The following is a 16,902-nucleotide window of genomic DNA, read 5'->3' as shown; positions in this document are numbered from 1 at the left end:
CGTCGCTAGCGACGGACCCAGTTACGCGACGATGATGTCGTCGCCGAGGGTCTCGGTTTCGCCTTCGTCACTGTCCTCGGTTTCGTCCGTTTTAATTTCATCGTCGTCTACCTGTCCGCCCTCGGCGTCGGCGTCGACGAGTTCCGTCTCGTCGGTGGCGTCCGACTGAGGTTGGGTCTGGGACTGGGACTGAGTCTGGGACTGGGCCTCGGCATCGCCGCGTCGCTGTGCAGCGCGCGTCGGAATTTCGACGTCGTTCGCGTCTTCGAGTTGTCGAAGTCGCTCTTTCGTCTCGACGAGTTCTTCGGTGAGTCCGTTCACCGCGGCCTGTAGTTCTGCAACCTTCGATTCGAGTTCCTCCACCCGATTGCTCATGCGTATTGTAGCGCCGCGCTGGAGACATAAATGTGCGTCAGACAATCACCGAAAATGTGATACGTGTGCGAACTGTTATCGCCCCCGATTTTCGGTCGCGGCGACTCGATTCGGCGGTGACGAGACGCGCTCTCGGGTCTGTCCCGTTAGTCTTTAGCCCACCGCCGTCGAAGCGCGGCCAATGACTGCGCAAGCGCTCGAACAGCGCGAACTCGCGGTCGTCATCGGGTTGGAGGTTCACGTTCAACTCGAGACGGCTACGAAGATTTTCTGTGGCTGTTCGACCGAGTCCGCCGACGACGAAGAGCCGAACACACGCGTGTGCCCGGTCTGTCTCGGTCTCCCGGGTGCGCTCCCGGTACTCAACGAGAAAGCGGTCGAATCGGCCGTGAAGATTGGCAAGGCACTCAACGCCGACATCGCCGAGGACACCCGGTTCCACCGGAAGAACTACTACTACCCCGACCTGCCCAAGAACTTCCAGATTACCCAGTACGACGCGCCCATCTGCGCCGACGGGACGCTGGAGGTTTCCGTCGAAGGCACGCGCCGCAAAATCGGCATCACGCGCGCCCACCTCGAAGAGGACCCGGGGAGCCTCCAGCACAAAGGCGGCAGCATCGACACCGCCGACTACACGCTGGTCAACTACAACCGCGCCGGGACGCCGCTTATGGAAATCGTCACGGAACCCGACTTCCGGAGCCCACAAGAGACCCGCGCGTTCCTCGCCAAGCTCGAAGAGGTGCTCGAATACCTCGGCGTGTTCGACGCCACCCGCGACGGCTCGCTCCGCATCGACGCCAACATCTCGCTCGTCCCCGCCGACGAAGTCGACGACGACGGCGACATCTCCGACGAGGCGCTCGAAGCGGCGAACCGCACCGAAGTCAAGAACATCTCCAGCCACAAGGGCGCAGAGAAGGCGCTGGCCTACGAGGTCACCCGCCAGAAGAACGCCATCAAACGCGGCCGCGCCATCGAACAGGAGACCCGCCACTGGGACGAATCCCGCGGCATCACCGTCTCGATGCGCTCGAAAGAAGAGGAGAAGGACTACCGCTACTTCCAAGAGGCCGACCTTCCGGCGCTGCAAGTCGCCCACTGGAAAGAGGAGATTCCGATTCCCGAACTCCCCGACGCCCGCCGCGAGCGCTTCCAGACCGAGTACGGACTGGACGAGGAGTCCGCCTCGAAGCTCACCTCAACGAAGGAAGTCGCCGACTTCTTCGAAGACGTGGCCGCCGAGTTCGACGCCGACCTCGCCGCGACGTGGGTCGCCGACAACCTGCTCGGCGAACTCAACTACCGCGACATGCACATCACGGACGTCGCCCACCGCCTCGACGAGTTCACCCGCCTCGTCGAACTCGTCGATGCCGACGAGGTGACGACGAAGAACGCCGAGGAAATCGTCCTCCGGAAGATGCTCGACGAGGGCACGGACCCCGACACCATCGTCGAGGAAGAAGGTCTCGGCAAGGCCGACGACGACGAAATCGTCGGCTTCGTCGAGGAAGCCATCGACGAGAACCCCGACGCAGTCGCCGACTACCACGACGGCGAAGGCGGCGCGCTGAACTTCCTCGTCGGACAGGTCATGCAGAAATCCAAGGGGAGCGCCGACCCCGGCACAGCGAACCAGTTGCTCCGCGAGAAACTCGACGAGTAAGAAAACGCACGAATCCTTTTCGTGCTCTCGTGTCGTGTGCTTCAGATTAGTCTAAAATGTACTTAGAGACGTGGACAACCGAGTTTTGGTGCTCTATGTACCACCCATTCTCTGCTGGCTCGTTACTGTTGGTATGCTTTGGTAGCGAGTCGAGTGTCGACTGAAGGACTTTCTTTTCACTCTTTTTGACACCGGCGTGAGCTGGCGACTCTTCAATCGCCGATTTGACCGTCTCCCGAATCAACGACTCGTCTGGAATTCGAGAATCAGACAGTGGGATAACTTTCGCACGTTCAGGAGCCTCTGGAACGCGACGGCCGATTAATTCGATGTTGCTTTCAACATCACCGCTAAACCCGATATGCGGTACTCTGGCATTACATCCGGTCAGCAGACTGGTACTGATGGCGGCGGTGGTACCGATGAACGTTCTCCGGTTAGTTTTCGGGGACATCCGAGGACATATCAACCTCATTTGATTATAAAATTTCAGAAATTAGGAACGCTAACCGGACTGGTGCGAAATGTCCTCTCGTTACTGTCGAGTACGACGGATTGGCCAGCAGGTCACGGCCACATCCGCCGCCCCTACTGCGAGCGAATCACTGCGTCCGCCGCCGCACGTACTGCTCGAACGGGACGAACTCGGCCGTCCCACAGGCGGCGCACTCGTCGGGGGCGCTGTAGTGATACGACCCGCCTTCTCTCGTCACCGTGCCAGCGTAGACGGCGTGACAGCCATCGCAGACGAATCGCTCCGGCAGCTCTGGAGTGTGCGACATAGTAGCAATTCAACGCGGGCGGAGATGATACTTTGCCACAATGACCGACCCGACGGAATCAGTCGTCGCCCGCCGCAGGCGTCGCCCCGCGGTCGATGACGCCCTCGCGCCACGTGCCGAGCCGGAACCAGACGACTGCGACGGCGAACGACGCGACCGCGCCAGCGACGTAGGCCCACCAGAGGCCTTCGACGCCCCACGCGAGGCCGGAGACGGGGCCGATGACGGGCACCGTGACGGTCCACGCGAACGCGACGGCGAGCGCGACGGGAACGCGGAAAATCCACCGCGAGAGGAACGACAGCGCCATCGCGGCTTTCGTGATGCCAGCGCCGCGGAACGCGCCCTGAATGACCATCACGCCGCCGAAGAAGGCCCACGACGGGGCGACGATGCGGAGGAAGGTGATTCCCTCGTCGATGACCGGCTGTTCGCCGATGAACAGGCGCATCGCTTCGGCGGGGAAGGTAACGACGAGACCGGCCGCGGCGAAGAGGATGCCCATCGTCGTCGCCGTGGCGGTCCACGTGACCGACGCCGCCCGGTCGGGTGTTTTCGCGCCGAGATTCTGGCCGACGCCCGTCGCGGTCGCCTGTCCGACCGCACCCGAGACCGACCACGAGACGGACATCAGGCGGAGGCCGATGCCGTAGGCTGCGGTGGGTATCGGGCCGAACCGGGCGACGAGCGCGGCCATCACGACCGCCGAGAAGCTGCGCGCCCAGCCGTCGAGAGAGGCTGGATAGCCGACATCGACGAGTTTGCGCAGGCGGTCGGGGTCGGGCTGGAGGTCTTCGAGGTGGAGTTGGACGCCCCAGTCACCGCGCAGGAGGATATAGACGCCAGCGGCCGTGGCGAAGAGACGAGAGAGGAGCGTTGCGACGGCCGCGCCGCGAGTCCCCATCCCCTCGATTGGCCCCCAGCCGAGGATGAAGATTGGGTCGATAACGACGTTGAGACCGGCCGAGGCGACCATCAGCCACATGGCGGTCTTGGTGTCGCCAGCGCCCTGCAACGCCGCCCGAAAGGCGAAAAACAGGAACGTGAGCGGAAGCGAGAAGAAGATGACTTCGATGTAGGCCAACGCCTCGGTGTAGACCGCACCCTCCGCACCGATGAGGCTCAAAAGCGGATGTCTGAAGACGTATCCGAGGACGGCGAGCGCGACGGAGACCGCGAGCGTGAGAAGCACGGTCTGGCCGACGACGTGGTCCGCCTGCCGGTCCTCGCCAGCGCCGACGTGCTGCGAGACGAGCGCGATAGTGGCTGCCGTGATGCCCATCGCGGTGGAGACGAACATCCAACTCGTCGGGAACATGAGCGAGACTGCCGCGACTGCGTCGGAGCCGACGCGGCCGACCCAAAACACGTCCGCGAGGTTGTAGAGCGTCTGCAGGAGGTTTCCAGCCACGAGTGGCCACGACAGGGCGAACAGTTTGGGGGCGATAGCCCCGTCTGTCATGTCTATTCGTGAATCGCTCGACACGTTCGGGAGTTCGAGTCAGGCGTGTTAGCCCTTCGGGTTGCGGAACGCTCTCGGGACGTGATACACCTCTCGCGCGCGAGCGTACCGCGCTCTCGCCTGTACACCCACATACGCGCGCGTTGACGCCTCTCGAAGCCGAATTCGCCCACGAAAGGTTTAGAACCTCCCCCGACATATCGCCGGGCAATGAGTCGCGGCCCCGACCTCATCATCACGGAGAAGGACAACGCCGCGAGGCGTATCGCCGACATCTTGAGCGGCGAGACAGCCTCCGCAGAGCGAATGAACGGCGTGAACGTCTACAAGTGGGGCGGGAAGCGCTGTATCGGCCTGTCCGGCCACGTCGTCGGCGTCGACTTCCCGCCGGAGTACAACGACTGGCGCGACGTCGAGCCGGTCGAGCTCATCAGCGCTCCCGTCGAGAAGCACCCGACCCAAGAGAACATCGTCGCCGCCCTCCGACGCCTCGCCCGCAAGGCGGGGAACGTCACCATCGCGACAGACTACGACCGGGAGGGTGAACTCATCGGCAAGGAGGCGTACGAACTCGTCCGCGAGGTCAACGAGGACGTCCCCGTCGACCGGGTTCGCTTCTCGTCGATTACGAAACGCGAAGTGACCGAGGCGTTCGAGAACCCCGACGAACTCGACTTCGACCTCGCGGCCGCCGGCGAGGCGCGACAGATTATCGACCTCGTGTGGGGCGCTGCCCTCACGCGCTTCCTCTCGCTTTCGGCTCGCCAACTCGGCAACGACTTCATCTCCGTCGGCCGCGTCCAAGGGCCGACCCTGAAGCTCATCGTCGACCGCGAGCGCGAAATCGAGGCGTTCGACCCCGAGGACTACTGGGAGCTGTTCTCCGAACTCACGAAGGACGCCGACGGGGCCGCCGAGTCCTTCGAAGCCCAGTACTTCTACCTCGACGACGACGGCACCGAAGCCGAACGCATCTGGGACGAAGACGCCGCACAGGAGGCCTACGAAGACCTCCTCGGTGTCGATGCCGCCGAGGTTACGGCGGTCAAACGACGCACCCGAACCGACAAGCCGCCCGCGCCGTTCAACACCACCCAGTTCATCCGCGCCGCCGGGTCTATCGGCTACTCCGCCCAGCGGGCGATGAGCATCGCCGAGGACCTCTACACCGCCGGTTACATCACCTACCCCCGGACTGACAACACCGTCTACCCCGACGACCTCGACCCGCGCGAACTGCTCGGCGCGTTCGAAGGCGACCGCCGTTTCAAAGAGGACGCCGAGTCGCTCCTCGAACAGGAGGAAATCGAACCCACCGAGGGCGACAACGAGACGACCGACCACCCACCGATTCACCCGACTGGCGAACTCCCCTCGGCGTCGGACCTCGACGAGGACGAGTGGGACGTGTACGAACTCGTCGTCCGGCGCTTCTTCGCCACCGTCGCCGAAGACGCCGTGTGGGAACACCTCCGCGTCGTCGCCGAGGCGGCCGGTCGCACCCTGAAGGCCAACGGCAAGCGCCTGCTCGAACCGGGCTACCACGCGGTCTATCCGTACTTCAACTCCACCGAGTCGTTCGTCCCCGACGTCGAGGAAGGCGAGGAACTGCAGCTTTCGGACACTCACCTCGACGCCAAGCAGACCCAACCGCCCCGTCGCTACGGCCAGTCGCGCCTCATCGAGACGATGGAGCAGATGGGCATCGGGACGAAAGCGACCCGTCACGACGTGATTCAGAAGCTCTACGACCGCGGCTACATCGAGAGCGACCCGCCGCGTCCCACCCGTCTCGCACGGGCGGTCGTGGAGGCCTCCGAGGACTTCGCCAAACTCATCGTCAGCGAGGAGATGACCTCGCAACTCGAATCCGACATGATGGCCATCGCCCGCGGCGAGGCCAGCCTCGAAGACGTGACCGAGGAGTCCAAGGAAATCCTCGAAGACGTGTTCGAGGGCCTGATGGAGTCCCGCGAGGAACTCGGTAAACAGCTTCAGGACTCCCTGAAGGCCGACAAGACGGTCGGTCCGTGTCCCGAGTGCGACGGCGACCTCGTCGTCCGAAAGAGTCGCCGCGGGTCGTACTTCATCGGCTGTGACTCCTACCCCGACTGTACGAACACGCTTCCGCTTCCCTCCACGGGCAAGCCGCTCATCATGGAGGACACGTGCGACGAACACGACCTCCACCACATCAAGATGCTCGCCGGGCGCAAGACGTTCGTCCACGGCTGTCCGCTGTGTAAGGCCGAAGAGGCCGACGAAGAGGAAGACCTCGTCATCGGCTCGTGTCCCGAGTGTGGGGAGGGTGCGACGTCGCAAGACGAAGGCGACGAAACCGCCGAGGCGGGCGGCGAACTGGCAATCAAGCGCCTCCGCTCCGGCTCTCGGTTGGTCGGCTGTACCCGCTATCCGGACTGCGACTACTCGCTTCCGCTCCCCCGTCGCGGCGACATCGAAGTGACCGACGAGTCGTGTGACGAACACGACCTGCCGGAACTTCGCATCACCTACGACGGCGACCGCGAACCGTGGGAACTCGGCTGTCCCATCTGCAACTACCGCGAGTATCAGGCCCAACAGAACGGCGACGGCGGGTCCGAGTTAGAGAGCATCAAGGGCATCGGCGCGAAGACCGCCGAGAAACTGAAAGACGCTGGCTACGAGGACGTGAAGACGCTGAAGGCCGCCGAGCCTGACGACGTTGCTGAGAATGTCGAGGGCGTGGGTGCGGATACGGTTCGGAAGTGGCAGGCGGCGGCTGACTAAGGTTCCTGCCAGAAATACGTCTTCTCTCGACCGTTCTCGACTGATACCTCTGGCAGTCGGGCAAGCCAAACGCCGACCGAACTCCCTCGACGCTTCGCACTACTCCGTGACAGTTCCGACTCCGATTCAATACACTCGATTAGCGTGCCGTGGCTGATTGACCCAGATTCTCGGAGTGTGCGAGTGAGTCGAGCGATAATCTCGGTATCCCGAATCGCGTCGATGAGCAGCCGTTCCGCTTCCTCGTCGATCCCTGCCGTACGATACGCGACGTATCGAGCACCATCCCGAGTGAGTGACCATCGTCGTCGTCTGTGCTTCTCATCGTCAGGCCACTCTTGGTGGACAAATCCGAGAGCCCACCCAGCGACTGCGTATAGGTCTGCGTGGCGAGAAGACACGTCTGTGTTGGCGACGATATCTGCGTTCGTACCACGAGAGTCACTGATAGCTGCTAGAACAGAATCAAGCGTCTCGAACGAGTTCGCAAGTGGAATTTGCTTTGATGGAACCGAACCGCTTTCCTCGGGCTTTCCGAACAGCTCCCAAAATGTTTCGTCGGGCTCGAACCGCTCAGTTCCCCGGTGAACGCCGACCTGCAAATCCACCATCGACTGGAACAACGACTGGCCGTTCACCAGATGAATTCCTGCACGTTGGGCACTTTCGATGGCAGGGTCGGTAAACGAACTCGTCGTAATAACCGTCCCAGTGTCACAACCGGTGTCGGATAATGCACCCTGAAACCGCTGAATCTCGGGCGACCCGACTGTATTCGTCGGGGAGTACTGTTTCACTTGAACGCCCAGTGAGATGTCGAGAAGCGAATTCCGGACGTTCCCGTCGATGTCGATACCACCGTCCTGTCGGAAAGCAGTCACCGAGAATCGTGCTGGAGGGAGTGATTCTGTGAGCACCGACTCACAAAGTAATTCAAATTCCTCCGCAGAGAGGGACAACGACCTATCTTGGAGATATTCCGTTGCAGCGGCGGTATCCATCTTAACAGCTGATTTAGTGGCAGGTGATTTTAAATTCACTCTCGTCCGGTATCGTACACCACTTCCGCACGGTTTTTAGGCCCCCTCAAGCATAGACCGACCAATGAGCTATCCCTGGGAAGACTGGGACCACATCACCAAAATCGACCCCGACAAAGACCTCGTCGACGGCGAAACGTTCGAAGACGTCTGCGAGACCGGCACCGACGCGCTGGAAATCGGTGGCACGCTCGACATCACCGAAGAGAAGATGGAGCGCGTCGTCGAGGCCACTGCAAAGTACGACGTGCCGATTTATCAGGAACCGTCGAACCCCGGCGTCGTCATCGACGACCCGGCACTGGACGGCTACCTCATCCCGACGGTGTTCAACGCCAGCGACTCCTTCTGGATTACCGGCGCGCACAAAGAGTGGGTCCGCATCGAAGACGGCCTCGACTGGGACCGCACCCACACCGAGGCGTACATCGTCATGAACCCCGACTCGTCGGTGGCCGAGTACACCGACGCCGACACCGACCAGTCCGCCGAGGACGTGGCGTCCTTCGCCCGCGTGGCCGAGAGGATGTTCGGTCAGGACATCATCTACGTGGAGTACTCGGGGACCTACGGCGACCCCGAAAAGGTCTGTGCGGCCCACGATGCGCTGGACGACGCGACGCTGTTCTACGGCGGCGGCATCCACGACTACGACTCGGCCTACGAGATGGGCAAGTGCGCCGACGTAGTGGTCGTCGGGAACCTCCTGCACGACAAGGGCGTCGATGCCGTCCGTGAGACCGTCGAAGGCGCGAAAGACGCCACGGCGGAACTCGTCGGCGCGGAATAACCACACGCGGTCTCTCTTCTCTTCTACGCCGACCCGACCGCATCGACAGTCGAGTCTGGGCGTGGGGTGCTGTCGCGTGCTGCGAGTTTCGATGCCCCTCGTCCAAGGAGCGTCGCGGACGCGACGAGCGCGAAGAACGACACGAGAGCCGCGAGGACACTGCCGACGAGCGGGAGTGCGCCGAAGAGTGCGGTGAGGAGCCGACCGGCGAAGACAACCAGCGCGACAGCCGAGACGACGGGGACGAACGAGGCATCCGAGGCGAGTTCACGGGTGGTGGGGACAGCCGCGACGAGCGACCGTTCACGCGAGACTGCGACTGTTGCTGCGGCGGAGAGATACGTCCCGACAAGTGCAGCACCACCGGCTGCGACGAGTCCGACGCCGATGAGCGCGGAGTTTCCAATAACGTTCAGTGAGTGCATCTCGGCGGCGTACACGAGCGTCGCAAACGATGCTCCGGCGAGCTTCGCAACGGCGACTCCAATACCCACTGCCGGGAGTTGCAGGGCGAGAAGGACAACCGAGAGCCGAACCCCATCGACGACCATGCCACCGAACTCGTCGAACGCGGGGAGCGCAGTCGCGTTTCGGCCGCCGGCGCGAACCAGTCGGACGACGTAGCCGACGAGCACCACACCTGCGAGGGGCGTGGCGAACGAAGCGAGTGTCGCGAGTACACCGACGGCGACCGTGTCGAGTGACGTGTCCTCGGCGAGCGGGAGTGCGATCGCGGATTCGAGGTCTGAGAAGTCCATGTTCGCGCCGGAGTGGTCCCGGTATCGTACATAAACCTCCGCCCTGGCAGAGGAGTGTGGTACCAAATAACTCGCAAGAGCGAAACGACCGTGTTTAAGGCGCACGGTCAGGAATCACGTCGTATGCGAAACCGAACGTACACGGCCGACGCCGAACCCGGCGACACGGTCACCGTCGCCGGCTGGGTTCACGAGATTCGTGACCTCGGCGGTATCGCGTTCCTGATTCTCCGCGATACGACAGGCAAGATTCAGGTCAAGTTCGAGAAAGACGAGATGGACGACGACCTCGTCGAGACGGGGCTGGGCGTCCACCGCGAGAGCGTCATCAGCGTCACCGGCGACGTCGCAGAAGAGCCGCGCGCGCCGACGGGCGTCGAAGTCACGCCCGAGAGCCTCGACGTCATCGCCGAGGCCGACCCGCAGCTTCCGCTCGACCCCTCCGGTAAGGTCGACGCCGAACTCTCGACGCGTCTCGACAACCGGACGCTTGACCTCCGCAAGGACGAAGTGAAGGCCATCTTCGAGATTCGCGCCGAAGTGCAGCGCGCCGTTCGCGACAAGTTCCGCGACCTCCGCGCCACCGAGATCAACACGCCGAAAATCGTCGCCACGGGGACCGAAGGCGGCACCGAGCTCTTCCCCATCACCTACTTCGGACAGGAAGCGTTCATGAACCAGTCGCCACAGCTGTTCAAGCAGCTGATGGTCGGCTCCGGTCTCGAACGCGTCTTCGAAGTCGGTCCAATCTTCCGTGCCGAAGAGCACAACACGCCGCGACACCTCAACGAGGCGACCTCCATCGACTTCGAGTCGGCTTTCATCGACCACACCGAAGCGATGGACGTCTGTGAAGCGGTCGTCAAGGCCGCCTACGAGGCAGTCGAAGAGAACTGCCAGGACGAACTCGAAGCCCTCGGTCTCGCCGAGGAGTTCGAAGCGCCGTCCGGCGAGTTCCCGCGTCTCACCTACGAAGAGGCCATCCAGCGCATCAACGCGACGGGCGAACTCGACGAGCAGCTCGTCTGGGGCGACGACCTGCCCACGGAAGGCGAGAAGGCGCTCGGTGAGGACGTCGGCGAGCACTACTTCATCACCGACTGGCCCAGCGAAATCAAGCCGTTCTACATCAAGGACCACGACGACGACGACACCCTCTCGACGGGCTTCGACATGATGCACCCGAACATGGAACTCGTCTCGGGTGGCCAGCGTGAACACCGCTTCGAGCATCTCGTCGCCGGATTCGAGCAGCAGGGTCTCGACCCCGACGCGTTCGAATACTACACGAAGATGTTCAAGTACGGCATGCCCCCGCACGCAGGCTTCGGCCTCGGCGGCGAGCGTCTCATCATGACGATGCTCGGACTGGAGAACATCCGAGAGGCTGTTCTCTTCCCGCGAGACCGTCAGCGTCTCTCTCCGTAGAGACGCTTCGGACGAGCGGGAACAGCGAGCAACGCGGAGCGTTGCGAGTGAGTTCCCGCGTGATCGCCAGCGTCTGAGCCCGTAAGGGCGAAGACGTGGCGAGCCAACGAGACGAGCGACGCGAGTCTCGTCAGACCGCCAGCGTCTGTCGCCGTAGGGCGAAGGCCTGACGGACCAACGAGTAGTTTTCTTTTGCGGCCGCAGCAGCGAAACAGTCGTTACCTCCCCGACGAGTGATACCACCATGTACCAGCTCGGTCTCCGGCGGAGGGCACGATGAGCAACCGCGGCGGAATCGTCGACCGCCTCGACGATGACGATTCACCGCTCGAAGAGTTAGTCGCCGGCGTCGTCATCGGGCTCATCTTCCTCGTCGGCTTCGGCCTGCTCGCCCTCGACGTATCGTGGTTCTGGGTCGCGTTCCCGATTGGGTTCGCAGGCGTCCTTCCCGCAGCACTCGCGCTCGTGAAAATCTACGAGTCCCGCCGCGAGGATGGTGCTGAAGACTCACAGCAGTCCGAGACCCAAGACGCGCTCGAAACACTCCGGCAACGCTACGCAGCTGGTCAGTAACCCACGACTGAAGTCGTGGGCTTGTCAGTGGACTCCCCTTCTACCGTCGAACCGACGGAGGCGTGGAAATCGCCATTCAGGTTCAGCGTCCCTGACGGTAGCGCACACTGACAGGGTGCGCCTCCACTCGGAGACTTCTGCCCCGAGCGGAGTTTCTTGAGAAGTTTGCGAGCGATGTTCTTACTCGCGTTGTAGTCCGCGTTCAGTTCGTACTCGCACTTCTGACACACGAACTGGTGTTTCGACCGCCGATTCGACTTGTGCGTAAACCCACACGACGAACACCGCTGAGACGTGTACGCAGGACTCACTTGCTTAACATCGACGCCGAACATCTCGGCTTTGTACTCGGTGTACTGGTAGAGGCGTCGGAACGCCCATGCGTGGAAGCGTTTTGCACCAGCCATCCGCTTACGAATGTCGGTCAGGTTCTCGAACGCGATATACGTACAGTCGTGGTCGCGGGCTTCTTCGAGAATCTGATTCGAGGCACGGTGGAGTTCGTCTTGCATCCAGCGGTGTTCGCGGTCTTTCATCGACTGAATCGACAGGTGTGCCGACCGCGTGCCTGTCTGTTGCATCGACCCGCGAGTCTTCTCAAACTCTCGGCGTCGGTGGTTCATCTCGTCGGCGTTCCCGATGAACGCGCCTGTTGAAGTCACGGCGAGCGAGCCGTCCACGTTCAGGTCAACGCCAAGGACTGTTCTGTGCTTGGCGTCCTCAGAACGCGGGGCGTTCTGATGGGCTGCATCAGACTCTGTCTGATGAACGTCGGGAGAATCAGTTGTGGACTGCTCTTGCTCGTCCGTGGTTCGGCGCATCCGTGCGTGGAGGTAGAACGACTCCGTGGAGCGGTCGTACTGTAACGTGGACATTCGGAACTCGTAGTCGTCGTTCAGCAGATACTCACCAATCGGTGTTCCCTCGGGGTCGTCGGGGATGATGTAGTCACACTCGACGCGACCGTTGACGGTTGAGAGCGAAACACGGTTGCGGTAAAACGTCGCAGAACGTTTGTCATAGACGACGCTCCACGCATCGAAGTGTGGTTGACTGGTGTTGTCGCCTTTCTTGAGTCGGGCGACACCGCTTTTGGTGGCCTCGATAGCCCGTCGAATCCCCTTCTGGACGAGGTTCGCAGTCAACTCCGTCTCGTTGCGAAGTCCCTCGTAGAGGGCTTTCTCAGCTTTCTGTTTTGAAGTCACACAGTAGTCGGTCGGGTGTCTCCACGACCACTCTGCGGTGGTGTTCGCACAGTGGAGGAACTGTTGTTTGGTCTGATGGAGATCGTCGCACCGCTCGTCGGGGACATCGAGTTTGACTTTGACGGTGCGAATCACCTCCATCGGTGATTCACATATCGAATTGTCTTTTTATAATGATTCGGGTTTGTGTGGGGGAGTCGGACTGCTATCGCTCGTGGTTGGTGGAGGAGGTTGTCGGATTCCTCCCACCCGTAAACGGGTGGGCTTCCTCCTCGTAGTCATGTGAACTCACCGAAGCGGAGTTCGAAGCCAAGGTCGAACGGTTGTTGGAAACTGAGACGGTCGCTGACGCCAGAAAGCGAACGAGCATCGACACCCGAGAGGAAGCGGCTGTAGACACCGCCAACGAGGAGTTCGACCGAAACTGACGCCAAGGGAAAGCGGGCCGACGAAACGCAACACCGTTAACCGACCCCGGACGAAGGGATGACGATGAGCGACGACGCGACGGCATTCGTGCCCGGTCACATCACCGGCTTCTTCAGCGCCCACCCCGCCGACGACCCCGCAGTCGCAGGGTCGCGCGGTGCGGGGGTAACGCTCTCTCACGGCGTCACCGTGACCGTCGAACCGGCGGCCGAATCCGTCGTCAGCCTCGATGGCGAGACAGTCGAAATGCCGCCCGTCTCGGACGTGCTTCGGCGACTCGGCGTGACCGCCACCGTTCGGGCCGAGAGCGAACTCCCGCTCGGTGCCGGGTTCGGTGTCTCGGGTGGGATGGCACTCGGAACGGCCCTCGCAGCCAACGCCGTATTCGACTGTGGCCACTCCGAAAACGACCTCGTCACCGTCGCGCACGAGGCAGAAGTGCGGGCCGGAACCGGACTCGGAGACGTGGTCGCACAGGCACGCGGCGGACTGCCCATTCGCGTCGAACCCGGCGCACCGGAACACGGTCGGATGGATGGCATTCCGGCACGCCCCCGAATCGAGTACGTCGCCTTCGGTGGCCTCTCGACTGCCGACGTGCTCTCGGGGGATACGACTGCGCTCACGGCCGCGGGCGAGGCAGCCCTCGGAACCCTCCGTGACGAGCCGACGCTCGACCGGTTCATGACTGAGTGCCAGCAGTTCGCCCGCGACGCGGGACTGCTCACCGAGCGCGTTTCGACCGCTATCGAGGACGTCTCTGATGCAGGCGGCGACGCCGCGATGGCGATGCTCGGCGAGACGGTCTTCGCCATCGGAACGGGCCTCTCCGACGCGGGCTACGACCCCGAAGTCTGTCGCGTGCACCCGGCGGGAGCGACGCTGGAGAGCCAGTAGTTCTCGGCACCCAGCGACTGGGTGGTGGGGGAAATGAGAAAACATGTTAGACCCCCGGTGACGACTCCTACCCAATGAGCGACATCGAGATTCCCGAAAGCCATCCCCGCTACCAGTCGCTTCTCACCCGACATCGTATCGAAGACGGCGTGGAAAAGGGCATCACGAGCAAGCAAGGTCTCATCGCACAGGGTCGCGGCGAGGCGTTCGACTATCTCCTCGGCGAGCAGACGATTCCCAGTGCCGACGCCGCCGAGCGTGCTGCGGCCGCGCATCTCCTTCTCGCCGACCACCCGGTCATTTCGGTCAACGGCAACGTGGCCGCGCTCTGCCCCGCGGAAGTCGGCGACCTCGCCGAGGCAGTCGGTGCCGACGTGGAAGTCAACCTCTTCAACCGGACCGAAGAGCGAATGCAGGCCATCGCCGACCACCTCCGCGAACACGGTATCGAGGAGGTGAAGGGACTGACCGCGGATGGACGCATCCCCGGACTGGACCACGAGCGCGCCAAAGTCGACGCCGACGGAATCGGAAGCGCAGACGTCGTCGTCGTCCCCCTCGAAGACGGCGACCGCGCCGAGGCACTCGGCGAGATGGATAAAATCGAAATCGTCGTCGACCTCAACCCGATGTCGCGCTCCGCACAGGTGGCGACGGTGCCCATCGTGGACAACATCATGCGGGCAGTTCCGAACATCACCGCCCACGCCGAGGAACTTTCGGGAGCCTCCCGCGAAGAACTCGAAGCTATCGTCGCCGACTTCGACGCCGACGAGGCGCTCGAAGCGGCCGAGCGGGCGATTCGCTCGGGCGAAGACGGCGAATAGCAGTTCGGAACGATAGCAATTGGAGGGCCGGATAGATTACCTGTTGGGCATTTCGACAGAGCACCAGTTAGTACTCGCGCGGTTCTCGAAACGGGACAACAGGGATGTTCCGAACGAGAAACGTCTCGCCCCCGTGTTCAACAGGTACGTCAAGTGTTTGTGGAAGGATTTCACCGAGACGATCGAACGGGAACGAAGGCGGGTTTGGAACCGCAGGAACCGTTTTCGGGTCGGTTTTGTCGATAGGATAACTGACCGCCACCCACAGAACCCGCTCTGGGAACGCTGCCGTTCCGATAGCGGCCTGTGTACCAGCCCGCACAACCGCTGCTTCATCATCGAAATGGTCGGACAACAGTTGGTTGACGGTCTCTCTTGCCGACTTTGTCGCTTCGACGAGAAGCCAACTCTGGAACGACATCTCGTTCGTTCTCGTGGTCGACTCACCCGAACCGGGGTCACGCAGACCACCGTATTCTCGTGTCACTGAGCCTTTCGAGGCAAGGAATTCAGGCGGAGACCGCTGGCTGATTTGCTCACCTTCTGGGGCCGCTACGTCATCTAGAATCTCGTCTTCAACGCCAAGTTTGATGGCAGCTACCGTCAGTTGGTTTGGGTCTATATCGAACCCACGGGCAATTTCAGCAAGTGGTGTTGGGTCAACCGAGCCCCGCTGAATAAGTAGTGTTCCAAGCGCGGCTGCAACAGCAGCGTCCTCGTGGAACGGAACGAGTTCGAAAGTCGTGTTCATGTTCTGTGGGCGATAGTGTCTGATTTGACACTTGGCTATTTAGAGATCAGAGCTACTTCAGCTAAACCCACTCACCAGCACCGCCACCCACTGCGCCGGGTCGCGTCGCCGCCGCACCTCGATTGTCTCTATCCACTTGACCCACTGGAACCCGCGGCGATCCGGAGCGACGAGCCGAAGCGGCGCGCCGTGGCCGTGGGAGAGCGGTTCGTCGCCGACGCGAGTCGCAAGCAGCATCTCGCGGGCTTCCTCGATGGGGAACGACCATCGATAACCCGTCACCGACCGGACCGTGACCCAGCGGCCCGCCGCTGCGACCCCGGCCGAATCGAGCAAGTCGCCGAGGCGAATCCCGGTCCAGTCCTGTTCTGTGTACCAGCCACTCGTGCAGTCGAGGAGTACCGACTGCGTCTCGTCGGGGTCGAGGTCGGAGACGCCGAGTTCGAGTGGGTCGGAAACGAGGCCGACGACCGAAAGCGACCACGCGTCCGTGTCGATAGGGTCCGGGTCGTCGGCGACCCAACTCGTGACCGGGAATGAGGCGTTTCCAGACCCCTCCGGGAGCGGGCGCGAGCCGGTGAATCGGCGCGTCGTCCCCTGGACAGCCCCGGCGATTTCTGTCGCCCGGTAGGCCGCCGCGCCGAAGACGAGGAGCGCCCCGTACTGGAGCGCCCGGCGACGCCCCTCGAAGTCGGCTCTGCTCGGCGTGTGAAACCGCGACCGGAGGTGGACGAGAAGAATCGGAATCACGAGGAGGCCGAAGCCGATGTGGACGTTGAGGAGCGTCCAGAAGCCGAACCGAATCTCGACACCCGCGACCCACGCGATGCCGGTTCCGAGTGCCGCGAGCGCGACGATGGCGAGCAGGACAGAGATGGCCGTCGTTCGGTCGTGGAGGCGTGAGTCGAGGACGCGGTGACGGACGCGATAGAGTTTGAACCCGACGAGGGCGACGAGTGAGAGTCCGGCGACACCATGGGCGACAAAGAGGAGGGCGTTCGCGGGATGGCCAGCGCCGAGGCTGAGGACGCCGGAAAGCGTCTCGAACACCACGAGCACGAGAATCGACCAGTCCACCGCTCGGGGTGGTGGTTCGAGTCGATTTCGAAGCTGGGCTATTCGACCGGCCATGTGAACACCTAGC

At 62.4% G+C, this 16,902-nt stretch carries 14 protein-coding genes and 2 pseudogenes; 8 read left to right on the top strand and 8 right to left on the bottom strand.

Features of this window, described 5'->3' with window-relative positions; genetic code table 11:
* Nucleotides 1-21 precede the first annotated feature (21 nt).
* Nucleotides 22-375 carry a DUF7518 family protein gene (locus tag KU306_RS08025; RefSeq protein WP_258301643.1) on the bottom strand — a complete coding sequence of 118 codons (354 nt, stop codon included), beginning with the start codon at nucleotides 373-375 and terminating at the stop codon, nucleotides 22-24.
* Between the two features lie 181 nt (nucleotides 376-556).
* On the opposite strand from KU306_RS08025, the gene gatB reads away from it, so the two are divergent.
* Nucleotides 557-2,047, top strand: coding sequence for an Asp-tRNA(Asn)/Glu-tRNA(Gln) amidotransferase subunit GatB (gene gatB / locus KU306_RS08020; protein WP_007545058.1), 1,491 nt, complete (start codon nucleotides 557-559; stop codon nucleotides 2,045-2,047).
* A 602-nt stretch (nucleotides 2,048-2,649) separates the two neighbouring features.
* On the opposite strand, the gene KU306_RS08015 is transcribed toward gatB, so the two are convergent.
* Both KU306_RS08015 and KU306_RS08010 read right to left on the bottom strand, forming a co-directional pair.
* On the bottom strand, nucleotides 2,650-2,829 hold the full coding sequence (locus KU306_RS08015) for a hypothetical protein (RefSeq protein ID WP_258301642.1): 180 nt from the start codon (nucleotides 2,827-2,829) through the stop codon (nucleotides 2,650-2,652).
* Nucleotides 2,830-2,887: 58 nt separating this feature from the next.
* A complete protein-coding gene (locus tag KU306_RS08010; RefSeq protein WP_309138734.1) occupies nucleotides 2,888-4,315 on the bottom strand; it encodes an MATE family efflux transporter in 1,428 nt (475 codons plus the stop codon).
* Between the two features lie 186 nt (nucleotides 4,316-4,501).
* On the opposite strand from KU306_RS08010, the gene KU306_RS08005 reads away from it, so the two are divergent.
* Entirely contained in the window at nucleotides 4,502-7,060 is a 2,559-nt protein-coding gene (locus tag KU306_RS08005) for a DNA topoisomerase I (RefSeq protein ID WP_258301640.1), read from the top strand.
* On the opposite strand, the gene KU306_RS08000 is transcribed toward KU306_RS08005, so the two are convergent.
* A complete protein-coding gene (locus KU306_RS08000; protein ID WP_258301639.1) occupies nucleotides 7,057-8,061 on the bottom strand; it encodes a restriction endonuclease in 1,005 nt (334 codons plus the stop codon). The genes KU306_RS08005 and KU306_RS08000 overlap by 4 nt on opposite strands.
* 103 nt (nucleotides 8,062-8,164) lie before the next feature.
* Here KU306_RS08000 and KU306_RS07995 point away from each other — a divergent pair, with 103 nt between their 5' ends.
* Nucleotides 8,165-8,890, top strand: a complete 726-nt coding sequence (locus KU306_RS07995; RefSeq protein WP_007545047.1) for a phosphoglycerol geranylgeranyltransferase — start codon at nucleotides 8,165-8,167, stop codon at nucleotides 8,888-8,890.
* Between the two features lie 23 nt (nucleotides 8,891-8,913).
* On the opposite strand, the gene KU306_RS07990 is transcribed toward KU306_RS07995, so the two are convergent.
* Entirely contained in the window at nucleotides 8,914-9,648 is a 735-nt protein-coding gene (locus KU306_RS07990; RefSeq protein WP_258301638.1) for a DUF4013 domain-containing protein, read from the bottom strand.
* Nucleotides 9,649-9,771: 123 nt separating this feature from the next.
* On the opposite strand from KU306_RS07990, the gene aspS reads away from it, so the two are divergent.
* A complete protein-coding gene (gene aspS, locus KU306_RS07985) occupies nucleotides 9,772-11,076 on the top strand; it encodes an aspartate--tRNA(Asn) ligase (protein WP_258301637.1) in 1,305 nt (434 codons plus the stop codon).
* A 276-nt stretch (nucleotides 11,077-11,352) separates the two neighbouring features.
* A pseudogene (locus tag KU306_RS07980) lies at nucleotides 11,353-11,646 on the top strand (SHOCT domain-containing protein); the annotation flags it as partial.
* Here the strand turns inward: KU306_RS07980 and KU306_RS07975 are convergent.
* On the bottom strand, nucleotides 11,643-12,995 hold the full coding sequence (locus tag KU306_RS07975) for an RNA-guided endonuclease InsQ/TnpB family protein (RefSeq protein ID WP_258301636.1): 1,353 nt from the start codon (nucleotides 12,993-12,995) through the stop codon (nucleotides 11,643-11,645). The pseudogene KU306_RS07980 and the gene KU306_RS07975 sit on opposite strands and share 4 nt — an antisense overlap.
* Nucleotides 12,996-13,138: 143 nt before the next feature.
* Between KU306_RS07975 and KU306_RS19050 the strand changes: the two are divergent.
* The 3 genes and pseudogenes from KU306_RS19050 to KU306_RS07960 form a co-directional block, all read left to right on the top strand.
* A pseudogene (locus KU306_RS19050) lies at nucleotides 13,139-13,282 on the top strand (SHOCT domain-containing protein); the annotation flags it as partial.
* Nucleotides 13,283-13,346: 64 nt separating this feature from the next.
* The gene (locus KU306_RS07965) at nucleotides 13,347-14,180 is read left to right on the top strand and encodes a pantoate kinase (RefSeq protein WP_007545042.1); all 834 of its coding nucleotides are present in this window, start codon (nucleotides 13,347-13,349) and stop codon (nucleotides 14,178-14,180) included.
* Nucleotides 14,181-14,254: 74 nt separating this feature from the next.
* Complete coding sequence (locus KU306_RS07960) at nucleotides 14,255-15,007, top strand: 4-phosphopantoate--beta-alanine ligase (RefSeq protein WP_258301635.1); 753 nt, start codon at nucleotides 14,255-14,257, stop codon at nucleotides 15,005-15,007.
* Nucleotides 15,008-15,074: 67 nt separating this feature from the next.
* Here KU306_RS07960 and KU306_RS07955 read toward each other — a convergent pair whose 3' ends face one another.
* Together KU306_RS07955 and KU306_RS07950 are read right to left on the bottom strand one after the other, a co-directional pair.
* Nucleotides 15,075-15,758, bottom strand: a complete 684-nt coding sequence (locus KU306_RS07955) for a hypothetical protein (protein ID WP_258301634.1) — start codon at nucleotides 15,756-15,758, stop codon at nucleotides 15,075-15,077.
* Between the two features lie 57 nt (nucleotides 15,759-15,815).
* Complete coding sequence (locus KU306_RS07950) at nucleotides 15,816-16,889, bottom strand: molybdopterin-dependent oxidoreductase (RefSeq protein WP_258301633.1); 1,074 nt, start codon at nucleotides 16,887-16,889, stop codon at nucleotides 15,816-15,818.
* Nucleotides 16,890-16,902 lie beyond the last annotated feature (13 nt).

The sequence above is a fragment of the Haloferax larsenii genome (genome assembly GCF_024730625.1).
Taxonomy (GTDB): Archaea; Halobacteriota; Halobacteria; order Halobacteriales; family Haloferacaceae; genus Haloferax; species Haloferax larsenii.
This window is presented reverse-complemented; position numbering and strand designations above follow the sequence as displayed.